This window comes from Burkholderia sp. 22313, from assembly GCF_052045245.1.
Taxonomy (GTDB): Bacteria; Pseudomonadota; Gammaproteobacteria; order Burkholderiales; family Burkholderiaceae; genus Burkholderia.
The window spans coordinates 22,278-41,049 of record NZ_JBQEON010000018.1; the positions used below are offsets into that span (position 1 = coordinate 22,278).

The 18,772-nt window shown below is 64.5% G+C and carries 15 protein-coding genes; 4 read left to right on the forward strand and 11 right to left on the reverse strand.

Going from position 1 to position 18,772, the window contains the following annotated elements:
- The 6 genes from ACTJKF_RS16460 to ACTJKF_RS16485 form a co-directional block, all read right to left on the reverse strand.
- Positions 1 to 1,281: a fimbrial protein gene (locus ACTJKF_RS16460; RefSeq protein WP_440624573.1), complete on the reverse strand. Its 1,281-nt coding sequence runs from the start codon at positions 1,279 to 1,281 to the stop codon at positions 1 to 3.
- Between the two features lie 45 nt (positions 1,282 to 1,326).
- Positions 1,327 to 2,661, reverse strand: a complete 1,335-nt coding sequence (locus ACTJKF_RS16465) for a type II and III secretion system protein family protein (RefSeq protein ID WP_440624661.1) — start codon at positions 2,659 to 2,661, stop codon at positions 1,327 to 1,329.
- Positions 2,662 to 2,726: 65 nt separating this feature from the next.
- Positions 2,727 to 3,632 (reverse strand): Flp pilus assembly protein CpaB, encoded by a 906-nt coding sequence (gene cpaB, locus ACTJKF_RS16470; RefSeq protein WP_440624574.1) that lies wholly within the window; start codon positions 3,630 to 3,632, stop codon positions 2,727 to 2,729.
- 88 nt (positions 3,633 to 3,720) lie between these two features.
- Entirely contained in the window at positions 3,721 to 4,191 is a 471-nt protein-coding gene (locus ACTJKF_RS16475) for a TadE/TadG family type IV pilus assembly protein (protein WP_440624575.1), read from the reverse strand.
- On the reverse strand, positions 4,188 to 4,688 hold the full coding sequence (locus tag ACTJKF_RS16480; RefSeq protein ID WP_440624576.1) for an A24 family peptidase: 501 nt from the start codon (positions 4,686 to 4,688) through the stop codon (positions 4,188 to 4,190). Before ACTJKF_RS16480 ends, ACTJKF_RS16475 begins: the two co-directional genes overlap by 4 nt.
- Positions 4,689 to 4,768: 80 nt before the next feature.
- Positions 4,769 to 4,933: a Flp family type IVb pilin gene (locus ACTJKF_RS16485; RefSeq protein WP_006753899.1), complete on the reverse strand. Its 165-nt coding sequence runs from the start codon at positions 4,931 to 4,933 to the stop codon at positions 4,769 to 4,771.
- 668 nt (positions 4,934 to 5,601) lie between these two features.
- Here ACTJKF_RS16485 and ACTJKF_RS16490 point away from each other — a divergent pair.
- From ACTJKF_RS16490 to ACTJKF_RS16505, 4 genes are all read left to right on the forward strand, one after another.
- On the forward strand, positions 5,602 to 7,185 hold the full coding sequence (locus ACTJKF_RS16490) for a collagen-like triple helix repeat-containing protein (protein ID WP_440624577.1): 1,584 nt from the start codon (positions 5,602 to 5,604) through the stop codon (positions 7,183 to 7,185).
- Positions 7,186 to 7,225: 40 nt separating this feature from the next.
- Positions 7,226 to 8,575, forward strand: coding sequence for a collagen-like triple helix repeat-containing protein (locus tag ACTJKF_RS16495; protein ID WP_440624578.1), 1,350 nt, complete (start codon positions 7,226 to 7,228; stop codon positions 8,573 to 8,575).
- A 144-nt stretch (positions 8,576 to 8,719) separates the two neighbouring features.
- Entirely contained in the window at positions 8,720 to 10,405 is a 1,686-nt protein-coding gene (locus tag ACTJKF_RS16500; protein ID WP_440624579.1) for a ShlB/FhaC/HecB family hemolysin secretion/activation protein, read from the forward strand.
- A gap of 166 nt (positions 10,406 to 10,571) precedes the next feature.
- Positions 10,572 to 11,033: a DUF2147 domain-containing protein gene (locus tag ACTJKF_RS16505; RefSeq protein WP_440624580.1), complete on the forward strand. Its 462-nt coding sequence runs from the start codon at positions 10,572 to 10,574 to the stop codon at positions 11,031 to 11,033.
- A gap of 102 nt (positions 11,034 to 11,135) precedes the next feature.
- Here the strand turns inward: ACTJKF_RS16505 and ACTJKF_RS16510 are convergent, their stop codons facing one another.
- The 5 genes from ACTJKF_RS16510 to ACTJKF_RS16530 form a co-directional block, all read right to left on the reverse strand.
- A complete protein-coding gene (locus ACTJKF_RS16510) occupies positions 11,136 to 11,546 on the reverse strand; it encodes a transposase (RefSeq protein ID WP_440624581.1) in 411 nt (136 codons plus the stop codon).
- A 144-nt stretch (positions 11,547 to 11,690) separates the two neighbouring features.
- Positions 11,691 to 12,788 carry a cell division protein ZapE gene (gene zapE, locus ACTJKF_RS16515; protein WP_440624582.1) on the reverse strand — a complete coding sequence of 366 codons (1,098 nt, stop codon included), beginning with the start codon at positions 12,786 to 12,788 and terminating at the stop codon, positions 11,691 to 11,693.
- 99 nt (positions 12,789 to 12,887) lie between these two features.
- Positions 12,888 to 14,318 (reverse strand): dihydrolipoyl dehydrogenase, encoded by a 1,431-nt coding sequence (gene lpdA / locus ACTJKF_RS16520; protein ID WP_440624583.1) that lies wholly within the window; start codon positions 14,316 to 14,318, stop codon positions 12,888 to 12,890.
- Positions 14,319 to 14,399: 81 nt separating this feature from the next.
- Entirely contained in the window at positions 14,400 to 15,677 is a 1,278-nt protein-coding gene (gene odhB / locus ACTJKF_RS16525) for a 2-oxoglutarate dehydrogenase complex dihydrolipoyllysine-residue succinyltransferase (protein WP_440624584.1), read from the reverse strand.
- 135 nt (positions 15,678 to 15,812) lie between these two features.
- A complete protein-coding gene (locus ACTJKF_RS16530) occupies positions 15,813 to 18,677 on the reverse strand; it encodes a 2-oxoglutarate dehydrogenase E1 component (protein ID WP_440624585.1) in 2,865 nt (954 codons plus the stop codon).
- Positions 18,678 to 18,772: the final 95 nt, after the last annotated feature.

Consider the following 18,772-nt stretch of genomic DNA (forward strand, 5'->3'; position numbering starts at 1 on the left):
TTACGAACGCTTGGACGAAGGTTGAATGAAACGCTTGAGTACGGACAGTCCCGAAGCGGCGCTCTTTCCCGCCGTCACCGTGCCTGCCAGTCGCTCCGCGAGCGGCTCGAGCGCACGCACATACGGATCGCGCTCGGCCATGTCGACAATGAGTCGCCCCTGGTTCGCCGCCTGCCCGATCGACACGCGTCGAGAAGGTAACGTCGTCAGCAACGCGATGCCGAGCCGGTCCGCGATCTGTGCCGGCGTGAGGCTCAGCGCCGCGTCGTACTGATTGACGACGACACGCATCTTGCCGAGGTTGATCCCCGCATCGCGCAGCCCTTCCAGCAGATCGACCGCGGAGACGATCGACGCAACGCCTTGATCGCAGACGAGCCACGCCTCATCGGCAACCGCTGCGATCTGCGCGACGAACTCCAGGTTCGTAAAGCCACCCAGATCGACGATCTGCTGATCGAAGAATGCGCGCAACCGGTTCAGCAGGCCGACGCAAGCCGCATACGACACGTCGCGCAAATCGGCGAGGTTCGGCGGCAACGTCGTCAGCGCGACGCCGCTCGCATGTCGTGCGAGGGCCGTGTTGACGAATGTCCTGTCGATGCGGCGCAGGTTGCGCACGGCCTCGACAAAGTGGAATTCGCAACGCGTATTGAGGAACAGCGCGCTATCGCCCGCCGGCAGGCCCAGATCGACGAGCGCCGTTTGCCGGGCATGCGGTGTGGCGACACCGAATGCGGGCGCATCGCCTGCGACGTTGCCGACAGCCGCGCGCTTGTGCAGCCGAACGGCCAGGTTCGATGCGAGCGTACTCACGCCCATCCCGGCACGCGCGCCGAGCAGCGCGACCAGCTTGCCGTGGCGATTGGCCGGTTCCGCGCCGGCGTGCTCGAGCAGCCCGCGCGTGATACGCAATGCGTCTTCAGCACTGCCGGAAACGTCGATGAAATCGCGTACCCCGGCCCGCAGCGCGGCGAGCGCGCTTTCCGGTTCCGCCAGGGTACCGAGCGCGACGACCGGCAGGCTCGGGTGCGCAACGCGCACTGCCGCCGCGGCAGCACTTGCTTCGGCCTGGGCACGGGAAAAATCGATGAAGACGATCGCGGGGTTCAGCCCCACGATGCGCTGGGCCAGCGCGCCAGGCTCCAGCGACACCGCTTCCACGGTACCGGCCGAGGCGAGCGTATCCCCCAGCCAGCGGAGATGCTCGTCCTGGCGGGATGCGCATACAAAATAGTCAGTCACGGCGGACTCAGCCAATGAAAGGGTTCTCGCGTTCATGTTGAATACCCCCGAATCCGTATCGCGCGACGCGGCGCCGTGCGGTCATTTCGAAAATCCCGGTGCGGCGTCCGGCGACGCGATACCGCCAAGATACGAACGCCAGACCGGCCCGTCGCGCTGCTCGGACAACTCGCCCGGCGTTGCCGGAAGCGGTGCGCCCTTCGCGATCGGTGCGACCAGATGCGGTGTCACGATGATCACCAGTTCCTTGTCGTTCTGCTGGTAATTCAACGACTTGAAGAATGCACCGATGATCGGCAGATCACCCAGGAGCGGCACCTTGCTGATGTTCGACATCGTTTCGCGGTCGATCAGACCACCGATCACGAAGCTCTCGCCATCGCCCAGCTCGACCGTCGTATCCGCGCGCCGGGTCGTGATGGCCGGCACCGACACGCTGTTGATCGTGACGCCATGCTGAAAGTCGAGCTGGCTCGATTCGGGTGCGACCTTGAGCGCAATCCGCCGCTGGCTCAGCACGGTCGGCGTCAGCGTCAGACCGACGCCGTACTGCTTCCAGTCGATCGCTGTCGAGCCCAGTGCCTGCGGCACCGGTACCGGAATTTCACCGCCGGCGAGAAAGCTCGCGCTTTGCCCCGACAGCGCCACCAGCGTCGGCTGCGCAAGCACGCGGGCCAGGTTGTTCGCTTCAAGAATCGAGATATTGCCGAAGATGCCGCGGCCGGCGGAATTCACGACCAGGTTGAACGCCGACGCGATCGGAATGCCGGCCGTCGCCTGGAATGCCGACGTCGCGCCGCCCGTCACGGACTGAAGGCCACCCGGCGAAAATGCGCCGAACGCGAATCCGTTGCTCTGCTTGAAGAAGTTCAGCCCCGCCTCCTTCAGCACCGAGCGGCTGAATTCGACGACGCGCACGTCGACCTGCACGACGCTCCGGCTACCGACGGTCGACGCATCGATCACCGTGCCGTCCTTGCCCCCCATTCGTTTGCCGACCGCCACGGCACGTTCGTGCGCATCAAGCGAAGCCGAGGCGCCCGACAGGACCGCAGCTCCGCCGTATGCCTTGACCTTCGGCCCCGAACCATCCAGTGCCGCCTGAGCCGCTGCATCGACGACATTGACGTTCCACACCGTCGGCTCGTCGCGTCCCCGTTCCCATAACAACACGTTCGTCGAACCCGGTGCCTTTGCAACCAGCAGCACCGACCCCGCATGGCTCCCCTTCATGACCAGCACGTCGACGACGGCGGGATCGCCCACCGCAATCCGTTGCAGCGTGCGGCCGGCAGCGATCTGCCGTTGCGAGCCGACCGCAAGGTCAATCGACGCGTTCGTGCCGGCAGCCTCCGTCAGAACCGCAAAGGTCATGGCCCAAATGGCAATCGCGTATGCAATCAGTTTATTTGTCATTGTGTCGGGGGCCGTCGCGCGGCCTTCTCTCTTCCGTAGCTGCTGTCGATGATCGTACGTTGATGTCAATAGGCGACCGTTTCGGCATGCCCGCCACGAATGACTTCGATGCTGCTGCCGCTCCCCCGGGCCATGATCGGCGCGCGCGGGGCAACCGGCGCGCGGGGCGTACCGCGCGCGCGCGCGCCCGACAGGTCGTCCAGCCATACGCCGCTCGCGGCCTGCGCCGACGGCGTCGCGTCCCCGACCGCCGTATGAACCGCGACCGTCTGTGTCGCGATTTCGGTGTCGCGCGGATTGCGCAGCGCGAGCGTCAGACGACCGCTTGCCTCGGCAAGCGTGAGCGCATCGACCTGTGCCGTCGGCACGGCGAGCACCGCGGTCCGTACCGCGCCGCTCGGACCACCGCCGCCGTCCCGATCGGATGTAGCGTCGCCAAACGACAGCACACGAACTTTCGACAACAGCAGACGTGCCTGCGTACCGGGGATCTCCATGTTCGCCTGGGCGCCGCCGGAGCCGTCACGTCGCAGATTCAGGAACACGTCGACGAAGTTACCGGGCCGCAACCGGTTGCCGACCGCGTTCGTTTCGTCGACCTTCACGGCGACGGCGCGCTCACCGAGTGCAATCTGGTCGGCCAGTCCGGAGGTCAACCCGCCTTCGACCACCGGTGCCGCGGCAAGAATGTCGTTCGCCGGCACGCGACCGACCAGGACCGTCGGATCGCTGAACCCGCCCGTCGGCATCATGGAAACCTGTGCAAGCTTCAATGCATCGGCGGGAATCGGCTGGCCTGCCGGCAGCAAGCGTGCCGCCACGACGATCGGCACCGTTTGCGCCGCGGTGGTCGACATCGCCACAACCGGCGGATGGGCCGGCGCGCGACCAAGCGTCCATGCATAGATCCCGAGCAGGACGGCGATTGCGATCAGCAGCCCGGCGATGATCTTCGTCAAGTTGTTGGCCATGGTGAATGTCGGTGCCGTAGATTGATGTAGTTATGGTCGAACGAGGACACCGCTGCGTGCATGTGACCCGCTGTGTGTGCTGTCCGGCTCATAGGATGCTTGCCGGATTGATCTGGACGGTGGCCGTGCCGGTAAGCTGCGTCGGCGTGACGAGACCCAGCAACGGCAGAGACGGAACCAGTGGATGCGCCTGGTATGGATAGGTCACCGTGACCGTCACGCAATACATCGTCGGGTCGTAGCTGCATGTGCCCGATACCGGCGTCGGGATCTGGACATTGGTCAGCCAAGAAGTAAGGCCGACAGCCGTCGCCTTCGCTGCGCTCGCCCGGTCCGCCAGCGCCTGTGTGCCCGAACCGTTGGCCTCGTACACATAGTTCAGTGCCGAGCGCGCCCCTTCGGTCGCGGCAAGCGTCAGGCCCTGCTGAACCGCGAAGATCAGCCCGAACGTCACGATCGCGTACAGAATGAGGAAAAAGAGCGGAAATACCAGCGCAAATTCGACGGCAGTCGCCCCTCGCTCCCGCAAGCGCACGCCCGGTCGATCCTGTCGTTTCATCGCCCGCTCCAGGTAACGACCAGATAGCCCAGCCAAATTGCCGCGGCAATGACGAGACACGCCGCGTATGGTGTCGAGCGTCGTCCGCCGAGCGCCATTGCCGGCAATCCGCGCACCCATAACGTGCCGAGCGGCGTGTGAGTGAGCAGCATCAACGCAAGCACGTGCAATCCGGCGGCAAGGCTGGCAATAACCCACAGCCAAAGCAATATCGGCAGACCGCACCACGCGCCGAGAACCGCGAATACCTTGACGTCCGCCGCGCCCATGACGCGCATCGCAAAAAGCGGGAAGAAACTGACCAAACCGACCAGCATGCCGATCAATGCCTGCCCTGTCGAAATACCAAACGGATTTGCGTTTACCAGTGAACTGACGAGTGCAGCAGTGCCCCCGCAGATGACAAGCGAATTCCGTACGAGCCGAAATCGAATATCACCGGCAGCAACGAGAGCGGCCCAGGCAAAAAAAATGCTGGTGCTGATGAGATGTGCCATATCGGTGAACGACTGCGCATGCCGATGTAACGGCGAGCGAGCCGCAACCGCGACTCGCTCGCCCCAACGAACTGCAAGGGTCAGGGCAGCGAACTGGCAATCGTGGAGAACAGAGCCGAGATCTTCGTGCCGATGGTCGTCACGCTGGTAATGATCAAGGCTGCAATCAGACCCGCAATCAGCCCATACTCGATCGCGGTAACCCCGTCTTCTTCCTTGAGGAAGCGCTTGATGAGTGCTTTCATTTTTTAATTCCTCGTGCCTAAATGTACATTTTTTGGCCTTTTATACGTTGTACATCCCCGCATATCCGGCCCTTGCCCCACGCTGTTCGCTACATCTGCGGTAACGACAACCGGGTGCGCTTTCTTTATATGTCACCCCGAGGGGTATGTATCACGATTTGATGCAAGTTAACATTCGCGATAGTGACCTCCTCGAACGTTGTGTACCGAACTGTACATTTCCTTACATCTGCTCCAGATTCTATATCCGATCCTATTTAACCTCCAACTTCTTTTAAGACCGGATCGTAAAAACTTTCCGAAGCACGACGTATTTGTACGGCGTTTCGGTACGACTTACACATAGGATTTACGATAGGTTAGATGTGCACACCTAATCCACCAGTAAAACAATCTACCTGCCCGCCAGGCCCGCCTGAGCCCCACGTTACGCCGCACGCGTAACGCCAATGTTGTGACGTTACGTTACGAAACGGCCGAAACCGTTCTCATTTGACTGCCCTTAAACATTTTCAACAATCTTTCAGTTTCCACAAATCCCTTTCCCGACAAGGAATTGCTCCGTTTAAAACCAATCCTCGATCCGTCCGCAATCGACGTGGCACGACAGTTGCAGAGTAATCCTCGCATCACCCAACACAACACATCAGTTTCAATGCGAGGACGAAATGGACATTCAGGTTATCCCTCATGGCACGCTCCGGACGACTATGATCGCGGCCACCGTGGCAGCCATGCTTTCCCTCTCCGCGTGCGGCGGCTCCGGTTCAATCAGCAAGGGTTTCAGCGGCGGCTCGAGCTCGGGCAGCGGCGACTCGATCTCCACGTCGGGCGGCGGGACCTCGGGCGGGACCTCGGGCGGCACATCCGGCTCGACGAGCGGCAGCACGTCGGGTAGCACCAGCGGATCGACGAGCGGCAGCACCAGCGGCACGTCGAGTGGAACGTCCAGCGGTACGTCCAGCGGTACGTCCAGCGGCACGAGCGGCACCTCCGGTGTGTCGGCGAACCCGGTGGGAAATCTCCTCGCAGGCACCAGCAACCCCATCACGAATCTCGGTGGAACCGTGTCCAGCCTCGGCGGCGTCGTCGCGAGCCAATCGCTGCCCGGCGTCAATCCAGGCACGACGCAGGCGGCAGGCGGCATCGTGCAACACGTCGGCGGCGCGGTCACGGCGCTCGGCAATGGCCTCGGCAACGGCCTCGGCCAGCTCGGCGCGACGAAAGACCCGGTTGGCGTCACGGTCGCCAGCACGGGCGGCGTGGTGAATCAGCTCGGCGGCGCGGTCACGCAGACCGGCAATCTGGTCACGAGCCTCGGCGCCGGCCCGCTGTCGCCGCTCGCCCCCGTCACGGGCGCCGTCGGCGGCCTCGTGACGCAGGTCGGCAACGCGGTATCGAACGGCGGCACCACGCTGTCCAACGTGCTGTCGACGGGCCCGATCCAGCAGATCACGCAAACGGTCAGCTCGGCGATCACGCCGATCACGACGATGGTCGGCCAGACGACGCAGACGGTCGGGACAGCCACCGGCCTCGGCGCTCCGGTCAACACGCTACTCGGCACGATCGGCAACGGTCTGAACCAGGCGGGCGCGATCATCGCGTCGACCGGCGGCAACCCCGTCACGACCGGCCTCGGCGGCACCGTCTCGTCGACCGGCAATACCGTGAAGGCCGTCGGCGGCCTGCTCACGGGCGGCAGCGGCGGCGCGACCAACCCGCTCGCCCCGCTCACGGGCCTCCTGTCGACCGTTGGCGGGCTGGGCGGCGCAACGGGCGGCACCAGCGGCGGCCCGCTCGCTCCGGTTACCGGCCTCGTCTCCACCGTTACCGGTGCACTCGGCGGTGCAACGGGCGGCAGCAGCGGCCCGCTCGCTCCGGTCACCGGCCTCGTGTCCACCGTTACCGGCGCACTCGGTGGCGCAACGGGCGGCAGCGGCGGCCCGCTCGCTCCGGTCACCGGCCTCGTGTCCACCGTCACCGGCGCCCTCAGCGGCGCAGCAGGCGGCAGCGGCGGCCCGCTCGCTCCGGTCACCGGCCTGGTCTCGACGGTCACCGGCGCACTCGGCAGCGCAACGGGCGGCGGCAACCCCATTGCCGCTCCGATTCCCGCAGGCACCAGCACGGCCGGCGCACCGTCACTGAGCGGCGGCACGGGTGCCGTCACGAGTTCCGGTTCGGGCTCGAACCTGCTCTCGCCCGTCACGTCGCTGATCGGCGGCCTGCTCGGCGGCACGCACGGCAAGTAACCCGACCTTCATTCATCGACAAGACAGCGAGGAGTCCATCATGTCCCAGCAACGTTCCATCACGACGGTCGCGCTGCGCCAGTGGCGCGTGCCCTTCACCGCCTTCGCCGCAGCGTGCCTGCTGGCTGCTTGCGGCGGCAACAGCGTCAGCACGCCGCCAACCAGCAACAACGGCGGCAGCTCCAGCGGCACGAGCGGTACCAGTGGCACGAGCGGCACCAGCGGCTCGCCCACCGGCACCAACGGCGCCGTCAGCACGCTCGGCCAGACTGCGACCGATCTCGGCAGCACGGTCGGCAACGTCAGCGTGCCGGGCCTCGGTGACGGCGTGACGAAGGGCGTCGGCAGCACCGTCTCGAGCACGGGCACGATCATCAACGCGGCCGCCGATGCGCTGAGCAACGGGCTGGGACAGACCGGCACGATCAAGGATCCGGTCGGCACGACGGTCGCCGGCCTCGGCAATGTCGTCGGTGCGACGAGCAACACCGTGTCGGGGCTGAGCTCGACGGTCAAGGCACTCGGCACGGGCCAGCTCGCGCCGCTCGCGCCCGTCACGACGCCGGTCGGCACCGTGCTCGACACGGTCGCCAACGGCCTGGCGGCTGCCGGCACGACGATCGGCTCGACGCTGTCGTCGGGTGCCGTGCAGCAGGTTACGCAACCGCTCAGCTCGGCGATCACGCCGCTGGTGATCACCGCCGGCCAGGTCACGCAACAGGTCGGCACGACCACCGGCCTCGGACAACCGGTGTCGGGCCTGCTCGGCCAGGTCGGCGGCGCAATCAGCTCGGCAGGCACGAAGGTCGCAAGCACGTCGAACCAGCCGCTCGTTGGCGACGTCGGCCAGCTCGTCACCACGGTCGGCAACACCGTGACCAACGCGGGCGGCCTCGTGAACCCGAACGGCCCGAATGGCGCGGCACCGATCCCCGGCCTGATCACGAGCCTCGTCGGCAGCTCGACGGCAACCGTCCAGAACGGCTCGTCGTCGGGCTCCAGTTCGACGAACCCGCTCGGCGGCCTGCTGTCCGGCCTCGGTTCGACGCCGCTCGGTTCGCTCACGGGTGCGGTCGGCGGCACCACGGGCGGCTCGGGCAGCAGCCCGCTCGCTCCGGTCACGGGCCTCGTCTCGACGATCACCGGCACGCTCGGCGGCGCAACAGGTGGCGCAGGCGGTGCAAACCCTCTCGCGCCCGTCACCGGTTTGCTGAATACTGTCACCGGAGCAGTCGGCGGCGCAGCGGGATCCGGGGGTTCGTCGAGCCCGCTCGCACCGGTCACGTCGCTCGTCGGCGGTGTGTCGGGTTCGGCATCGTCGGGCAGCTCGACGGGCCTCCTGGCGCCGGTAACGGGATTGCTGGGCACGCTGGGTAGCGTTGGCAAGTAAGGAGGACGACCGCGCCTTTGCAGCCGGAGCATAAGGCGCGGCCGTACAAACACAACCGGCAATGCGGTACGCGGCGCGCGACACCCGGTGTCGCGCGCCCGCATTAGAAAGAAGACGAAAAAGCAAGGCCTACGAGGAAGAACAATGAAATCCAGACTCGACAGATGGATGATGCTGCTCGCCATCGCGGCGGCCAGCACGGCACAAGCACAGACGCGCGCAGCAGGTAACCCGCTCGACTCCCTCCCCCAGATCAACGCACCGAAGAAAGGCCCGAGCGTCACCGTGCAGGTCGCGCCGCAGGCACCGCAACTGCAGGAACTGCTGTCGCGGCACCTGACGCCGACGACGTTCCAGGTCGAAGGCGTGAAGTCGGTGCCGTTCGACGAAATCTCGCGTCGCTTCACGCCTCTCGTCGGCAAGGACATCACGATCGGCGAACTGATCGAGACCGCCAACGGCGTGACGAAGCTGTACCAGGATCGCGGCTACGCGCTGTCGTTCGCGTTCATTCCCGCGCAGACGTTCGAGAACGGCGTCGTGCGCGTCACGGTCGTCGAGGGCTACGTGTCGGACGTGAAGGTCACCGGCAAGCCCGGCGCGATGGAATCGAAGATCCGCGCGATCGCCGCGCACATCACGGCCGATCGTCCGCTGCGCCGCGCCACGTTCGAGCGCTACGTCAACACGTTCGGCCTCCTGCCCGGCGTGACGGTGAAAGCCAACGTGCCGCCGCCGCAGACGACCGACGGCGCGACGACGCTCGAACTGGCGGTCGACCGCAAGGCATTCAATGTCAGCACCGGCATCGATTTCAATCACCCGGGCGTACAGGGCCTCATCACGGCCACGGAGAACGGCCTCACGTCGTTCGGCGAGCAGTTGAGCATTTCCGCGCTGGTGCCGCCCGGGCGCGACAAACAGACTTACGTCGCGTTCAGCGGTGCGGTGCCGGTCGGCAGCAGCGGCCTGGTCACGCGTCTCGATGCCAGCACGTATCGCGGCAAGCCGACCGACAACCCGGGCCTGCCGTCGAGCGTCGAGCGTACCGTCAAGAACGAGAAGCTGGGTCTTTCGGCATCCTATCCGTTGCTGCTGAACAACCAGCGCAGCCTGCTCGGCACCGTGTCGGGCTATGCGTCGCACAACGAGGACCGTTACCAGAACAGGATCTCCGGCAACAGCATCGACACCCGTTCACAAGTCCGCGTGCTGCAAATGCAGCTCGACTACACGAGCGTGTCGGCCAAGCAGGTGCAGAAGTTGAGCGTCAACGTCGCAAAGGGCTTCAACATTCTCGGCGCCTCGAAAGCGCAGGACATCACGATCGGCTCCAACACGACATCGGTGGACAGCCCGATTTCGCTGACGTTCGTGCGCACCGGCGCGACCTTCACGCAGACCAACGAATGGCCGTTCAAGATCGGCACGTCGGTCTCGCTGACCGGCCAGTACAGCCCCGATTCGCTGCCGACGTCGGAACAGATTTCGTTCGGCTCGACACGCTACGCGCTCGGCTACCAACCCGGCGAAACGTCGGGCGACTCCGGCTGGGGGATGTCGCTGGAGGTCAACCGCGGCTTCACGCCGGGCTGGACTTACATGAAGTCCGTCACGCCGTACATCGCGTACGACATGGCGCGCGTGTATCTGCACACGGGCACGCCATCGCCGAGCCGCCTGTCGTCGGTCGGTATCGGCGTGCGGTTCACGGACAACCGCTACTACAGTCTCGACCTGAACATCGCGAAGCCCGTCGGCGACGCACCCGTCGAAAGCGCATCGCGCAGCCCGCGCGTGAATGCGGCCTTCTCGTATCAGCTCAACTGATCCGACACCGAACAGCCCGCGTCTCGCGGGCTGTTTCGATTAGAGCCCCCTCTATCAAACGCAGCGCGCGGTTTCACGTATTCTGGCAAAGCTCGCAACATGCCACCGCCCCATGCAGACGGTCGTGCGAGCGAATCGAATACGACACGAAACAAGGAGGAAGACGATGATTCAACTGACCCGCCCGTTGCGCGCCCTGGCCATCGCGAGCGCACTGTTCTCTTGCGCCGCCCCCACGTTCGCACAAGCCGACAGCCCGATCGGCATGTGGCAGACGATCGACGACAACACCCACGCGCCGAAGGCACTCGTGCAGATCGCCGACGACGGCGACGGCACGCTGTCGGGCAAGGTCGTCAAGGGCCTCGGCGCCAACGACACGCCCGATCGCCGCTGCACCGCGTGCACGGACGAGCGCAAGGATCAGCTCATCAAGGGCATGACGATCATCAAGGCGATGAAGAAGGAAGGCGATCACTGGGATGGCGGCAACATCCTCGACCCGGAAAACGGCAAGGTCTACAAGTGCAAGATGTCGCTGGAAGACGGCGGCCAGAAGCTCGTCGTGCGCGGCTACATCGGCGTGTCGCTGCTCGGCCGGTCGCAGACCTGGGTTCGCGCGCAGTAACACGACGCGCGTCAAAACGCGCGATGCAATGAAAAATCGGCCTGCGACGAAGTCGTCAGGCCGATTTTGTCTGAATGCGGGCGTGAGCGGAATCGACCGACATCACGCCGCGTGCTTCAGCGTATCCCGCGCATAGCTGCCCGGCGTGCGATACACCGGCGCCGCGGCACTCCGCACCGCCGCCGCCTTCGATTGCGTGTGCTTGCGCATTCGCGTGGACAGCTCGTTGCACAGATTCACGCCTGCGTCGCCATACAGCTCGCGCATCACCTGCATCAATGTGCCGGTCTCGTGCCACACCTTGAAGCGACGATGGCACGTCTGATACGAAGGGTAGCGGCGCGGCATCGCGGACCAGGTCGCGCCGCTATAGATAACCCAGAGTACGCCGTTCAAGACGGCGCGCGTGTTGGCCAACGGCCGACCGCGCAACTCGGTGCGCGGCTGCATTTCGGGAAGAAGCGGCACGACGCAGCGCCACTCGAGGTCGGTCAGATCGCGATACGGTGTCATGGACATCTCCAGCCTTAGGAACCATGACACAACGATATCGGCTGACCCTAACGATGAACATAAGACAAATCCGAAAATACCCCGAGATCAAGAGAATTTGACCGGAATTGACGTTTGAAGCCCACCACTTGCAGGCAGCTGCGATCAGGTCAGCGATGTATCAACGATGCGGCGCGGCGTTTCGATGTACTCCTTCGACTGCATCTCCACGATCCGCGATACCGTGCGCGCGAATTCGTTCGCCATCGGTCCTTCGACGTACAGTTGCTCCGCCGGCACCGCCGCGGACATCAGCAGCTTGACCTTGTGGTCATACAGCACGTCGATCAACCAGGTGAAGCGCCGCGCCTCGGACGCCATCCGCGGCGACATCTGCGGCACCTCGGACAGCACGATCGCGTGGAAGCGGCTGGCCAGCTCGAGATAGTCGTTCTGCGAACGCGGACCGCCGCACAGCGTCGCGAAATCGAACCAGACGACCCCATCGGCCTTGCGCAGCGCCTTCAGCTCGCGCTTCTCGATATGCAGGATCGGGCTTTCGTCCGGCACCGCGGCGAGCTTCGCGAACGCATGACGCAGTTCGCGATCGGCGTCCGCGCCGAGGGGCGTGTGATACATCTGCACCTGCGCGAGCGTGCGCTGGCGATAGTCGACGCCCGCGTCGACGTTCAGCACGTCGAGCTTCTGCTTGATCAGCGCGATCGCCGGCAGCATGCGGTCGCGATGCAAGCCATCGGGATACAGATCGTCGGGATCGTAGTTGGACGTCATCACGAACTGCACGCCGTTGTTGAACAGGCGATCGAGCAGCCGGTACAGGATCATCGCGTCCGCGATGTCCGACACGTGGAATTCGTCGAAACAGATCAACCGGTAGCGCTTCGCGATGCGGCGCGCGAGCTCGTCGAGCGGATCGGCCTGTCCCTTCAGTTCCTCGAGCTCGCGGTGCACTTCGCGCATGAACTCGTGGAAATGCAGGCGCGTCTTGCGCTGCACGGGCACCACCGCAAAGAAGCTGTCCATCAGGAAGCTTTTGCCGCGGCCCACCCCACCCCACATGTAGACGCCGCGCGGCAGGTCCGGATGATTGATGAGCTTCTTGAACGCGTTCGAGCGGCGCGCCTTGTAGTCGACCCACTCGTCGAAGCAGCGCTGCAGGCGATCGACGGCGGCGCGCTGGGCGGGATCGGACTGATAGCCGCGCGTGGTCAATTCGCGCGTGTAGTATTCGGTGACGTTCATCGGGCAAACCGGAAAAAACGAAGGCGAGCGGGAAACCCCCGCCCGCCTTCGTCATGAGACGGCTGCGCCGGCCGAGGGCCGGCCGGCGCTAGACCGCGCTCAGCTGTTCAGCGAGCGCTTGTCGACGGCGAGCGCCGCTTCGCGCATCACTTCCGACATCGACGGGTGCGGATGGCAAATGCGGGCGATGTCTTCCGACGCCGCCTTGAACTCCATCGCCACCACGGCTTCCGCGATCAGGTCCGATGCGTTTGCCGCGATCACGTGCACGCCGAGCAGTTCGTCGGTCTTCGCGTCCGCGATCATCTTCACGAAACCGTCCGGCGCGTTCATGCCGAGCGCGCGGCCGTTGATCGAGAACGGGAACTTGCCCGACTTGATCTCGCGGCCTTCGGCCTTCAGCTGCTGTTCCGTCTTGCCGACCCATGCGATTTCCGGGTACGTGTAGATCACCCACGGAATGCAGTTGTAGTCGATGTGCGGCTTCTGGCCGTCGATCACTTCCGCGACCAGCACGCCTTCATCTTCCGCCTTGTGCGCGAGCATCGGGCCACGCACCACGTCGCCAATCGCGTACACGTTCGGCACGGCCGTACGGCAGTGGTCGTCCACGTCGATGAAACCGCGCTCGTTCGCCTTCAGGCCGATCGCCTCGAGGCCGAGGTTGTCGGTGTTCGGCACGCGGCCGACCGACACGATCAGGCGGTCGGCGTCGAGCGTCTGCGCGTTGCCGTCCTTGTCCGTGTAAGCGATCGACACGCCGTTCGCGGTCGTCTTCACGTCGCCGATCTTCACGCCGAGGTGGATGTCGAGACCCTGCTTCTTGAACAGCTTGGCCGCTTCCTTCGCGAGCGCTTCGTCGGCTGCGCCGAGGAACGCCGGCAGCGCTTCGAGAACCGTCACTTCGGCACCCAGGCGACGCCACACCGAGCCGAGCTCGAGGCCGATCACGCCTGCGCCGATCACGGCGAGCTTCTTCGGCACCACGTCGAACGTCAGCGCACCTTCGTTGTCCGACACGATCTTGTTGTCGACCGGAAGGTTCGGCAGGTGACGTGCCTTCGAACCCGTCGCGATGATCACGTTCTTCGCGGTGACGACTTCGGTTTCACCCTCGCCGCTCACTTCGATCTGCACGCCGGCGTCGGTCTTGCCGGTGAACTTGCCATGGCCCTTCAGCCAGGTGATCTTGTTCTTCTTGAACAGGAACTCGATCCCGCTCGTCATCTTCTCGACGATCGCATCCTTGCGGCCGAGCATCTTCGCGACGTCCATCTTCACGCCGTCGACCGTGATGCCGTGGTCGGCCAGGTGATGCGACGTGTTCTCGAACTCTTCCGACGACGCGAGCAGCGCCTTCGACGGAATGCAGCCGACGTTCAGGCAGGTGCCGCCGAGCTTCAGCGCGCCGGCCGGGTTCTTCCACTTCTCGATACACGCAACGGTCTTGCCGAGCTGCGCGGCGCGAATCGCCGCGATGTAGCCGCCGGGGCCGGCGCCGATCACGACGACGTCAAATTCCTTGGACATGACAATCCTTTCTACTTGTACGCCCGCGGGTTCGCGCGTGCGCGCGAACCCGCGGAACGGGTCGATGCAGTGAGACTCGGCTTACAGGTCGAGCAGCAGGCGTGCCGGATCTTCCAGCGCGTCCTTCATCGCGACGAGCGACAGGACGGCTTCGCGGCCGTCGATGATCCGGTGGTCGTACGACAGTGCCAGGTAGTTGATCGGACGGATCACGATCTGGCCGTTTTCGACGACCGGGCGCTCCTTCGTCGCGTGCACGCCGAGGATGGCCGACTGCGGCGGGTTGATGATCGGGGTCGACAGCATCGAGCCGAACACACCGCCGTTCGAGATCGAGAACGTACCGCCCGTCATTTCCTCGATCGACAGCTTGCCGTCCTTCGCCTTCTGGCCGAATTCGGCGATCTTCTTCTCGATCTCGGCGAGGCTCAGCTGATCCGCGTTGCGCAGGATCGGCACGACCAGGCCGCGCGGCGAACCGACCGCGATACCGATGTCGAAGTAGCCGTGATAGACGATGTCGTTACCGTCGATCGACGCGTTCACCAGCGGGAACTTCTTCAGCGCGTGCACGGCCGCCTTCACGAAGAACGACATGAAGCCGAGCTTCACGCCATGTTCCTTCTCGAACTTGTCCTTGTACTTGTTACGCAGTTCCATGACCGGAGCCATGTTCACTTCGTTGAACGTCGTCAGGATCGCGTTGGTCTGCTGCGACTCGAGCAGACGCTCGGCGATACGCGCACGCAGACGCGACATCGGCACGCGCTGTTCCGGACGATCGCTCAGCCACGTTGCTGCCGACGCCGGCACCTTCACTTCCGGCAGCGACGGCTTCGCAGCAGCGGCCTTCGCCGGTGCGGCGGCCGGCGCAGCCTTCGGTGCGCTGCCTGCGGCCAGCGCGTCGCCCTTCGTGACGCGGCCGTCGCGGCCCGAACCTGCGACGTCGCCCGCCGACAGGCCCTTCTCGGCCAGCAGCTTCGACGCGGCCGGCGATGCGGCGGCCGAGCTCGATGCGACTGCAGCGGCCGGCTGTGCGGCCGGTGCGGCTGCAGCAGGTGCTGCCGCCGGCTTCACTTCCGCGGCGCCTGCCGCTGCTTCGGCTGCACCTGCCTTCGCTTCCGTGTCGATCGTCGCGATGATCTGGTCGGCAACGACCGTGTCACCGTCGTTCTGCAGCACTTGCGCGAGCACGCCCGCGGCCGGTGCCGGCACTTCGAGCACGACCTTGTCGGTCTCGAGTTCGATCAGGATTTCGTCCTGCGCGACTGCTTCGCCCGGCTTCTTCTTCCACTGCAGCATGGTGGCTTCCGAAACCGACTCCGAAAGCTGGGGGACTTTGACTTCTACGATAGCCATGTGATTTTCCTGGATGCTTAGTCTGGGTAATGACGAGGTTCGTGCGACTCCTTCGGCCGGTGCGGCGCGCGACGCGCCCGGCAGGCCAAAAGAGACGGGAAAGCGCAGTGCGCCTTCCCGTTTCGCTTCCGTCGATTATTTCGCGATCGATGCGCTCTTCAGGCGGCCGAACGCACCTTCGATGAGTGCCTTCTGCTGCTCGTAGTGCTTCGCGTAGTAGCCAACCGCCGGCGAGGCCGAAGCCGGACGGCCGCTGTATGCCAGCTTCTGCCCTTCCTTCATGCCTTCCTTCAGGTGGTGCTCGACGTAGAACCAGGGCCCCTGGTTCTGCGGCTCGTCCTGCACCCAGACCACTTCAGTCGCGTTCTCGTACTTCTTCATTTCGGCTTCGAACTGCTTGTGCGCGAACGGATACAGCTGCTCGATACGGATGATCGCGACGTCGTTCGCCTTCGCTTCGCGGCGATGCGCGACGAGGTCGTAGTACACGCGGCCCGAGCAGGCCACCACGCGCTTGACCTTCTTCGCGTCGATGCCGCCGTCGGTTTCGCCCAGCACCGGCTGGAACGAACCCTTCGCGAGTTCCGACAGGTCCGACACCGCTTCCTTGTGGCGCAGCAGCGACTTCGGCGTGGCGACGATCAGCGGCTTGCGGAACAGGCGGATCATCTGGCGACGCAGCAGGTGGAAAATCTGCGCCGGCGTCGTCGGCTGAACGACCTGCATATTGTGGTCGGCACACAGTTGCAGGAAACGCTCGATACGGGTCGACGAGTGTTCCGGGCCCTGGCCTTCGTAGCCGTGCGGCAGCAGCATCGTGAGACCCGACACGCGGCCCCACTTCACTTCGCCCGACGAGATGAACTGGTCGATCACGACCTGCGCACCGTTGACGAAGTCGCCGAACTGGGCTTCCCACAGCACGAGCGTGTTCGGCTCGGCGGTCGAGTAGCCGTATTCGAAGCCCAGCACTGCCTCTTCCGACAGCACCGAGTCGATCACCGTGAACTTCGCCTGACCTTCGGCGATGTTCTGCAGCGGCACGTACGTGCCGTCGTTCCAGCGCTCGCGGTTCTGGTCGTGCAGCACCGCGTGACGGTGCGTGAACGTGCCGCGGCCCGAGTCCTGGCCCGTCAGGCGCACCGAGTAGCCCGATGCGACGAGCGACGCGAACGCCAGGTGTTCGCCCATGCCCCAGTCGAGCGGCTGGTCGCCACGCGCCATGTTGCGGCGGTCGTTGATCACGCGCTCGACGAGCGGGTGAACCTTGAAGTTTTCCGGGACCGTCGTGATGCGTTCGCCCAGGCGCTTCAGTTCGGCGAGCGGCACGGCCGTATCGGCTGCGTCCGTCCACTTGCGGTTCAGGAACGGAACCCAGTCGACCGCGTACTTGCTCTTGTAGTTCGACAGGACCGGATCGACGGTGTGGTGGCCGTCGTCCATTGCCTTGCGGTACGCCTTCACGTAGCCGTCGGCGTCTTCCGCGGCGATCACGCCCTGCTGCACGAGCTTCTCGGCGTACAGCGCACGGGTGCCCGGGTGCTGCGCGATCTTCTTGTACATCAGCGGCTGCGTGACGGCCGGCGTGTCCTGCTCGTTGTGACCCAGCTTGCGGAAGCAGACGATGTCGATCACGACATCCTTGTGGAACTGCATCCGGTAGTCGATCGCGATCTGGATCGCGAGCACGACGGCTTCCGGATCATCGCCGTTCACGTGCAGCACCGGCGCTTCGATCATCTTGACCACGTCGGTACAGTACAGCGTCGAGCGCGCGTCGCGCGGGTCGGACGTCGTGAAGCCGATCTGGTTGTTGATGACGATGTGCAGCGTACCGTGCGTGCCATAACCGCGCGTCTGCGCGAGGTTCAGCGTTTCCATCACGACGCCCTGGCCAGCGAATGCCGCGTCGCCGTGGATCTGCACCGGCAGCACTTGCAGGCCGTCTTCGTCGCCGCGACGGTCCATCCGCGCCTTCGCGGAACCTTCGACCACCGGGTTCACGATTTCGAGGTGCGACGGGTTGAACGCGAGCGACAGGTGGACCGGGCCGCCTTCCGTCGACACGTCCGACGAGAAGCCCTTGTGATACTTCACGTCGCCTGCCGGCAGATCGTCGACGTGCTTGCCTTCGAATTCGGCGAACAGGTCGGCCGGCATCTTGCCGAGCGTGTTGACCAGCACGTTCAGACGGCCGCGGTGGGCCATGCCGATGATGATTTCCTGCACGCCGGTCTTGCCTGCGTGCTGGACGACTTCGTCCATCGCCGCGATGAAGCTTTCGCCGCCTTCGAGCGAGAAGCGCTTCTGGCCGACGTACTTGGTGTGCAGATAGCGCTCGAGGCCTTCCGCTGCCGTCAGGCGATTCAGGATGTGCTTCTTCTTGTCGGCCGAGAAGGCCGGCGTCGCGCGGGTCGATTCCAGGCGCTCCTGCCACCAGCGCTTCTGCTCCGGGTCGCTGATGTACATGAACTCGGCGCCGATCGTGCCGCAGTACGTGTCACGCAGGCCCTTGACGATGTCGCGCAGCGAAGCCTGGTCGAAACCGAAATACAGGTTGCTCGCGCTGTACGTCTGGTCGAGGTCGCCTTCGGAGAAGTCGTAGAACGCGGGTTCGAGTTCGGGAATGGCGGGACGTTCGCGACGCTTCAGCGGATCCAGATTGGCCCATTGCGAGCCGAGGAAGCGATAGGCGCTGATCAGGGACTGGACGTGGACCTGCTTGCGCGCGGTTGCCAGGTTGCTGGTGCTTTCGCGCGGGATGAAGGCATTGGCCTTCGCACGCTCGGCGAACGATTCGACGATCGGGAAGTGAGCGACGTCATTGGCGTTCGAGCCGTCGGTTGCAGGGACGTTCTGCAGCGCGTCGAAATACTCTCGCCAGTTCTCCGGCACCGATGCCGGATTGTTGAGGTATGCATCGTACAGTTCTTCAACGTACGAAGCATTGCCGCCGAACAGATAGGAGTTCAGCTGAAACTGCTTCATTACATCTGACATTTTACGCTCACCTTTCTTCGAGCTTCTCGAGAAATAGCGGGTTACTCAACCTTCCGCGACACGGCCTGACCGTTTAGCGGATTGCGAATCAAGTC

Coding starts and splice junctions, on each gene's coding strand:
- ACTJKF_RS16460 (WP_440624573.1), bottom strand. CDS start 1,281: ATGAACGCGAGAACCCTTTCATTGGCTGAGTCCGCCGTGACTGACTAT.
- ACTJKF_RS16465 (WP_440624661.1), bottom strand. CDS start 2,661: ATGACAAATAAACTGATTGCATACGCGATTGCCATTTGGGCCATGACC.
- cpaB (WP_440624574.1), bottom strand. CDS start 3,632: ATGGCCAACAACTTGACGAAGATCATCGCCGGGCTGCTGATCGCAATC.
- ACTJKF_RS16475 (WP_440624575.1), bottom strand. CDS start 4,191: ATGAAACGACAGGATCGACCGGGCGTGCGCTTGCGGGAGCGAGGGGCG.
- ACTJKF_RS16480 (WP_440624576.1), bottom strand. CDS start 4,688: ATGGCACATCTCATCAGCACCAGCATTTTTTTTGCCTGGGCCGCTCTC.
- ACTJKF_RS16485 (WP_006753899.1), bottom strand. CDS start 4,933: ATGAAAGCACTCATCAAGCGCTTCCTCAAGGAAGAAGACGGGGTTACC.
- ACTJKF_RS16490 (WP_440624577.1), top strand. CDS start 5,602: ATGGACATTCAGGTTATCCCTCATGGCACGCTCCGGACGACTATGATC.
- ACTJKF_RS16495 (WP_440624578.1), top strand. CDS start 7,226: ATGTCCCAGCAACGTTCCATCACGACGGTCGCGCTGCGCCAGTGGCGC.
- ACTJKF_RS16500 (WP_440624579.1), top strand. CDS start 8,720: ATGAAATCCAGACTCGACAGATGGATGATGCTGCTCGCCATCGCGGCG.
- ACTJKF_RS16505 (WP_440624580.1), top strand. CDS start 10,572: ATGATTCAACTGACCCGCCCGTTGCGCGCCCTGGCCATCGCGAGCGCA.
- ACTJKF_RS16510 (WP_440624581.1), bottom strand. CDS start 11,546: ATGACACCGTATCGCGATCTGACCGACCTCGAGTGGCGCTGCGTCGTG.
- zapE (WP_440624582.1), bottom strand. CDS start 12,788: ATGAACGTCACCGAATACTACACGCGCGAATTGACCACGCGCGGCTAT.
- lpdA (WP_440624583.1), bottom strand. CDS start 14,318: ATGTCCAAGGAATTTGACGTCGTCGTGATCGGCGCCGGCCCCGGCGGC.
- odhB (WP_440624584.1), bottom strand. CDS start 15,677: ATGGCTATCGTAGAAGTCAAAGTCCCCCAGCTTTCGGAGTCGGTTTCG.
- ACTJKF_RS16530 (WP_440624585.1), bottom strand. CDS start 18,677: ATGTCAGATGTAATGAAGCAGTTTCAGCTGAACTCCTATCTGTTCGGC.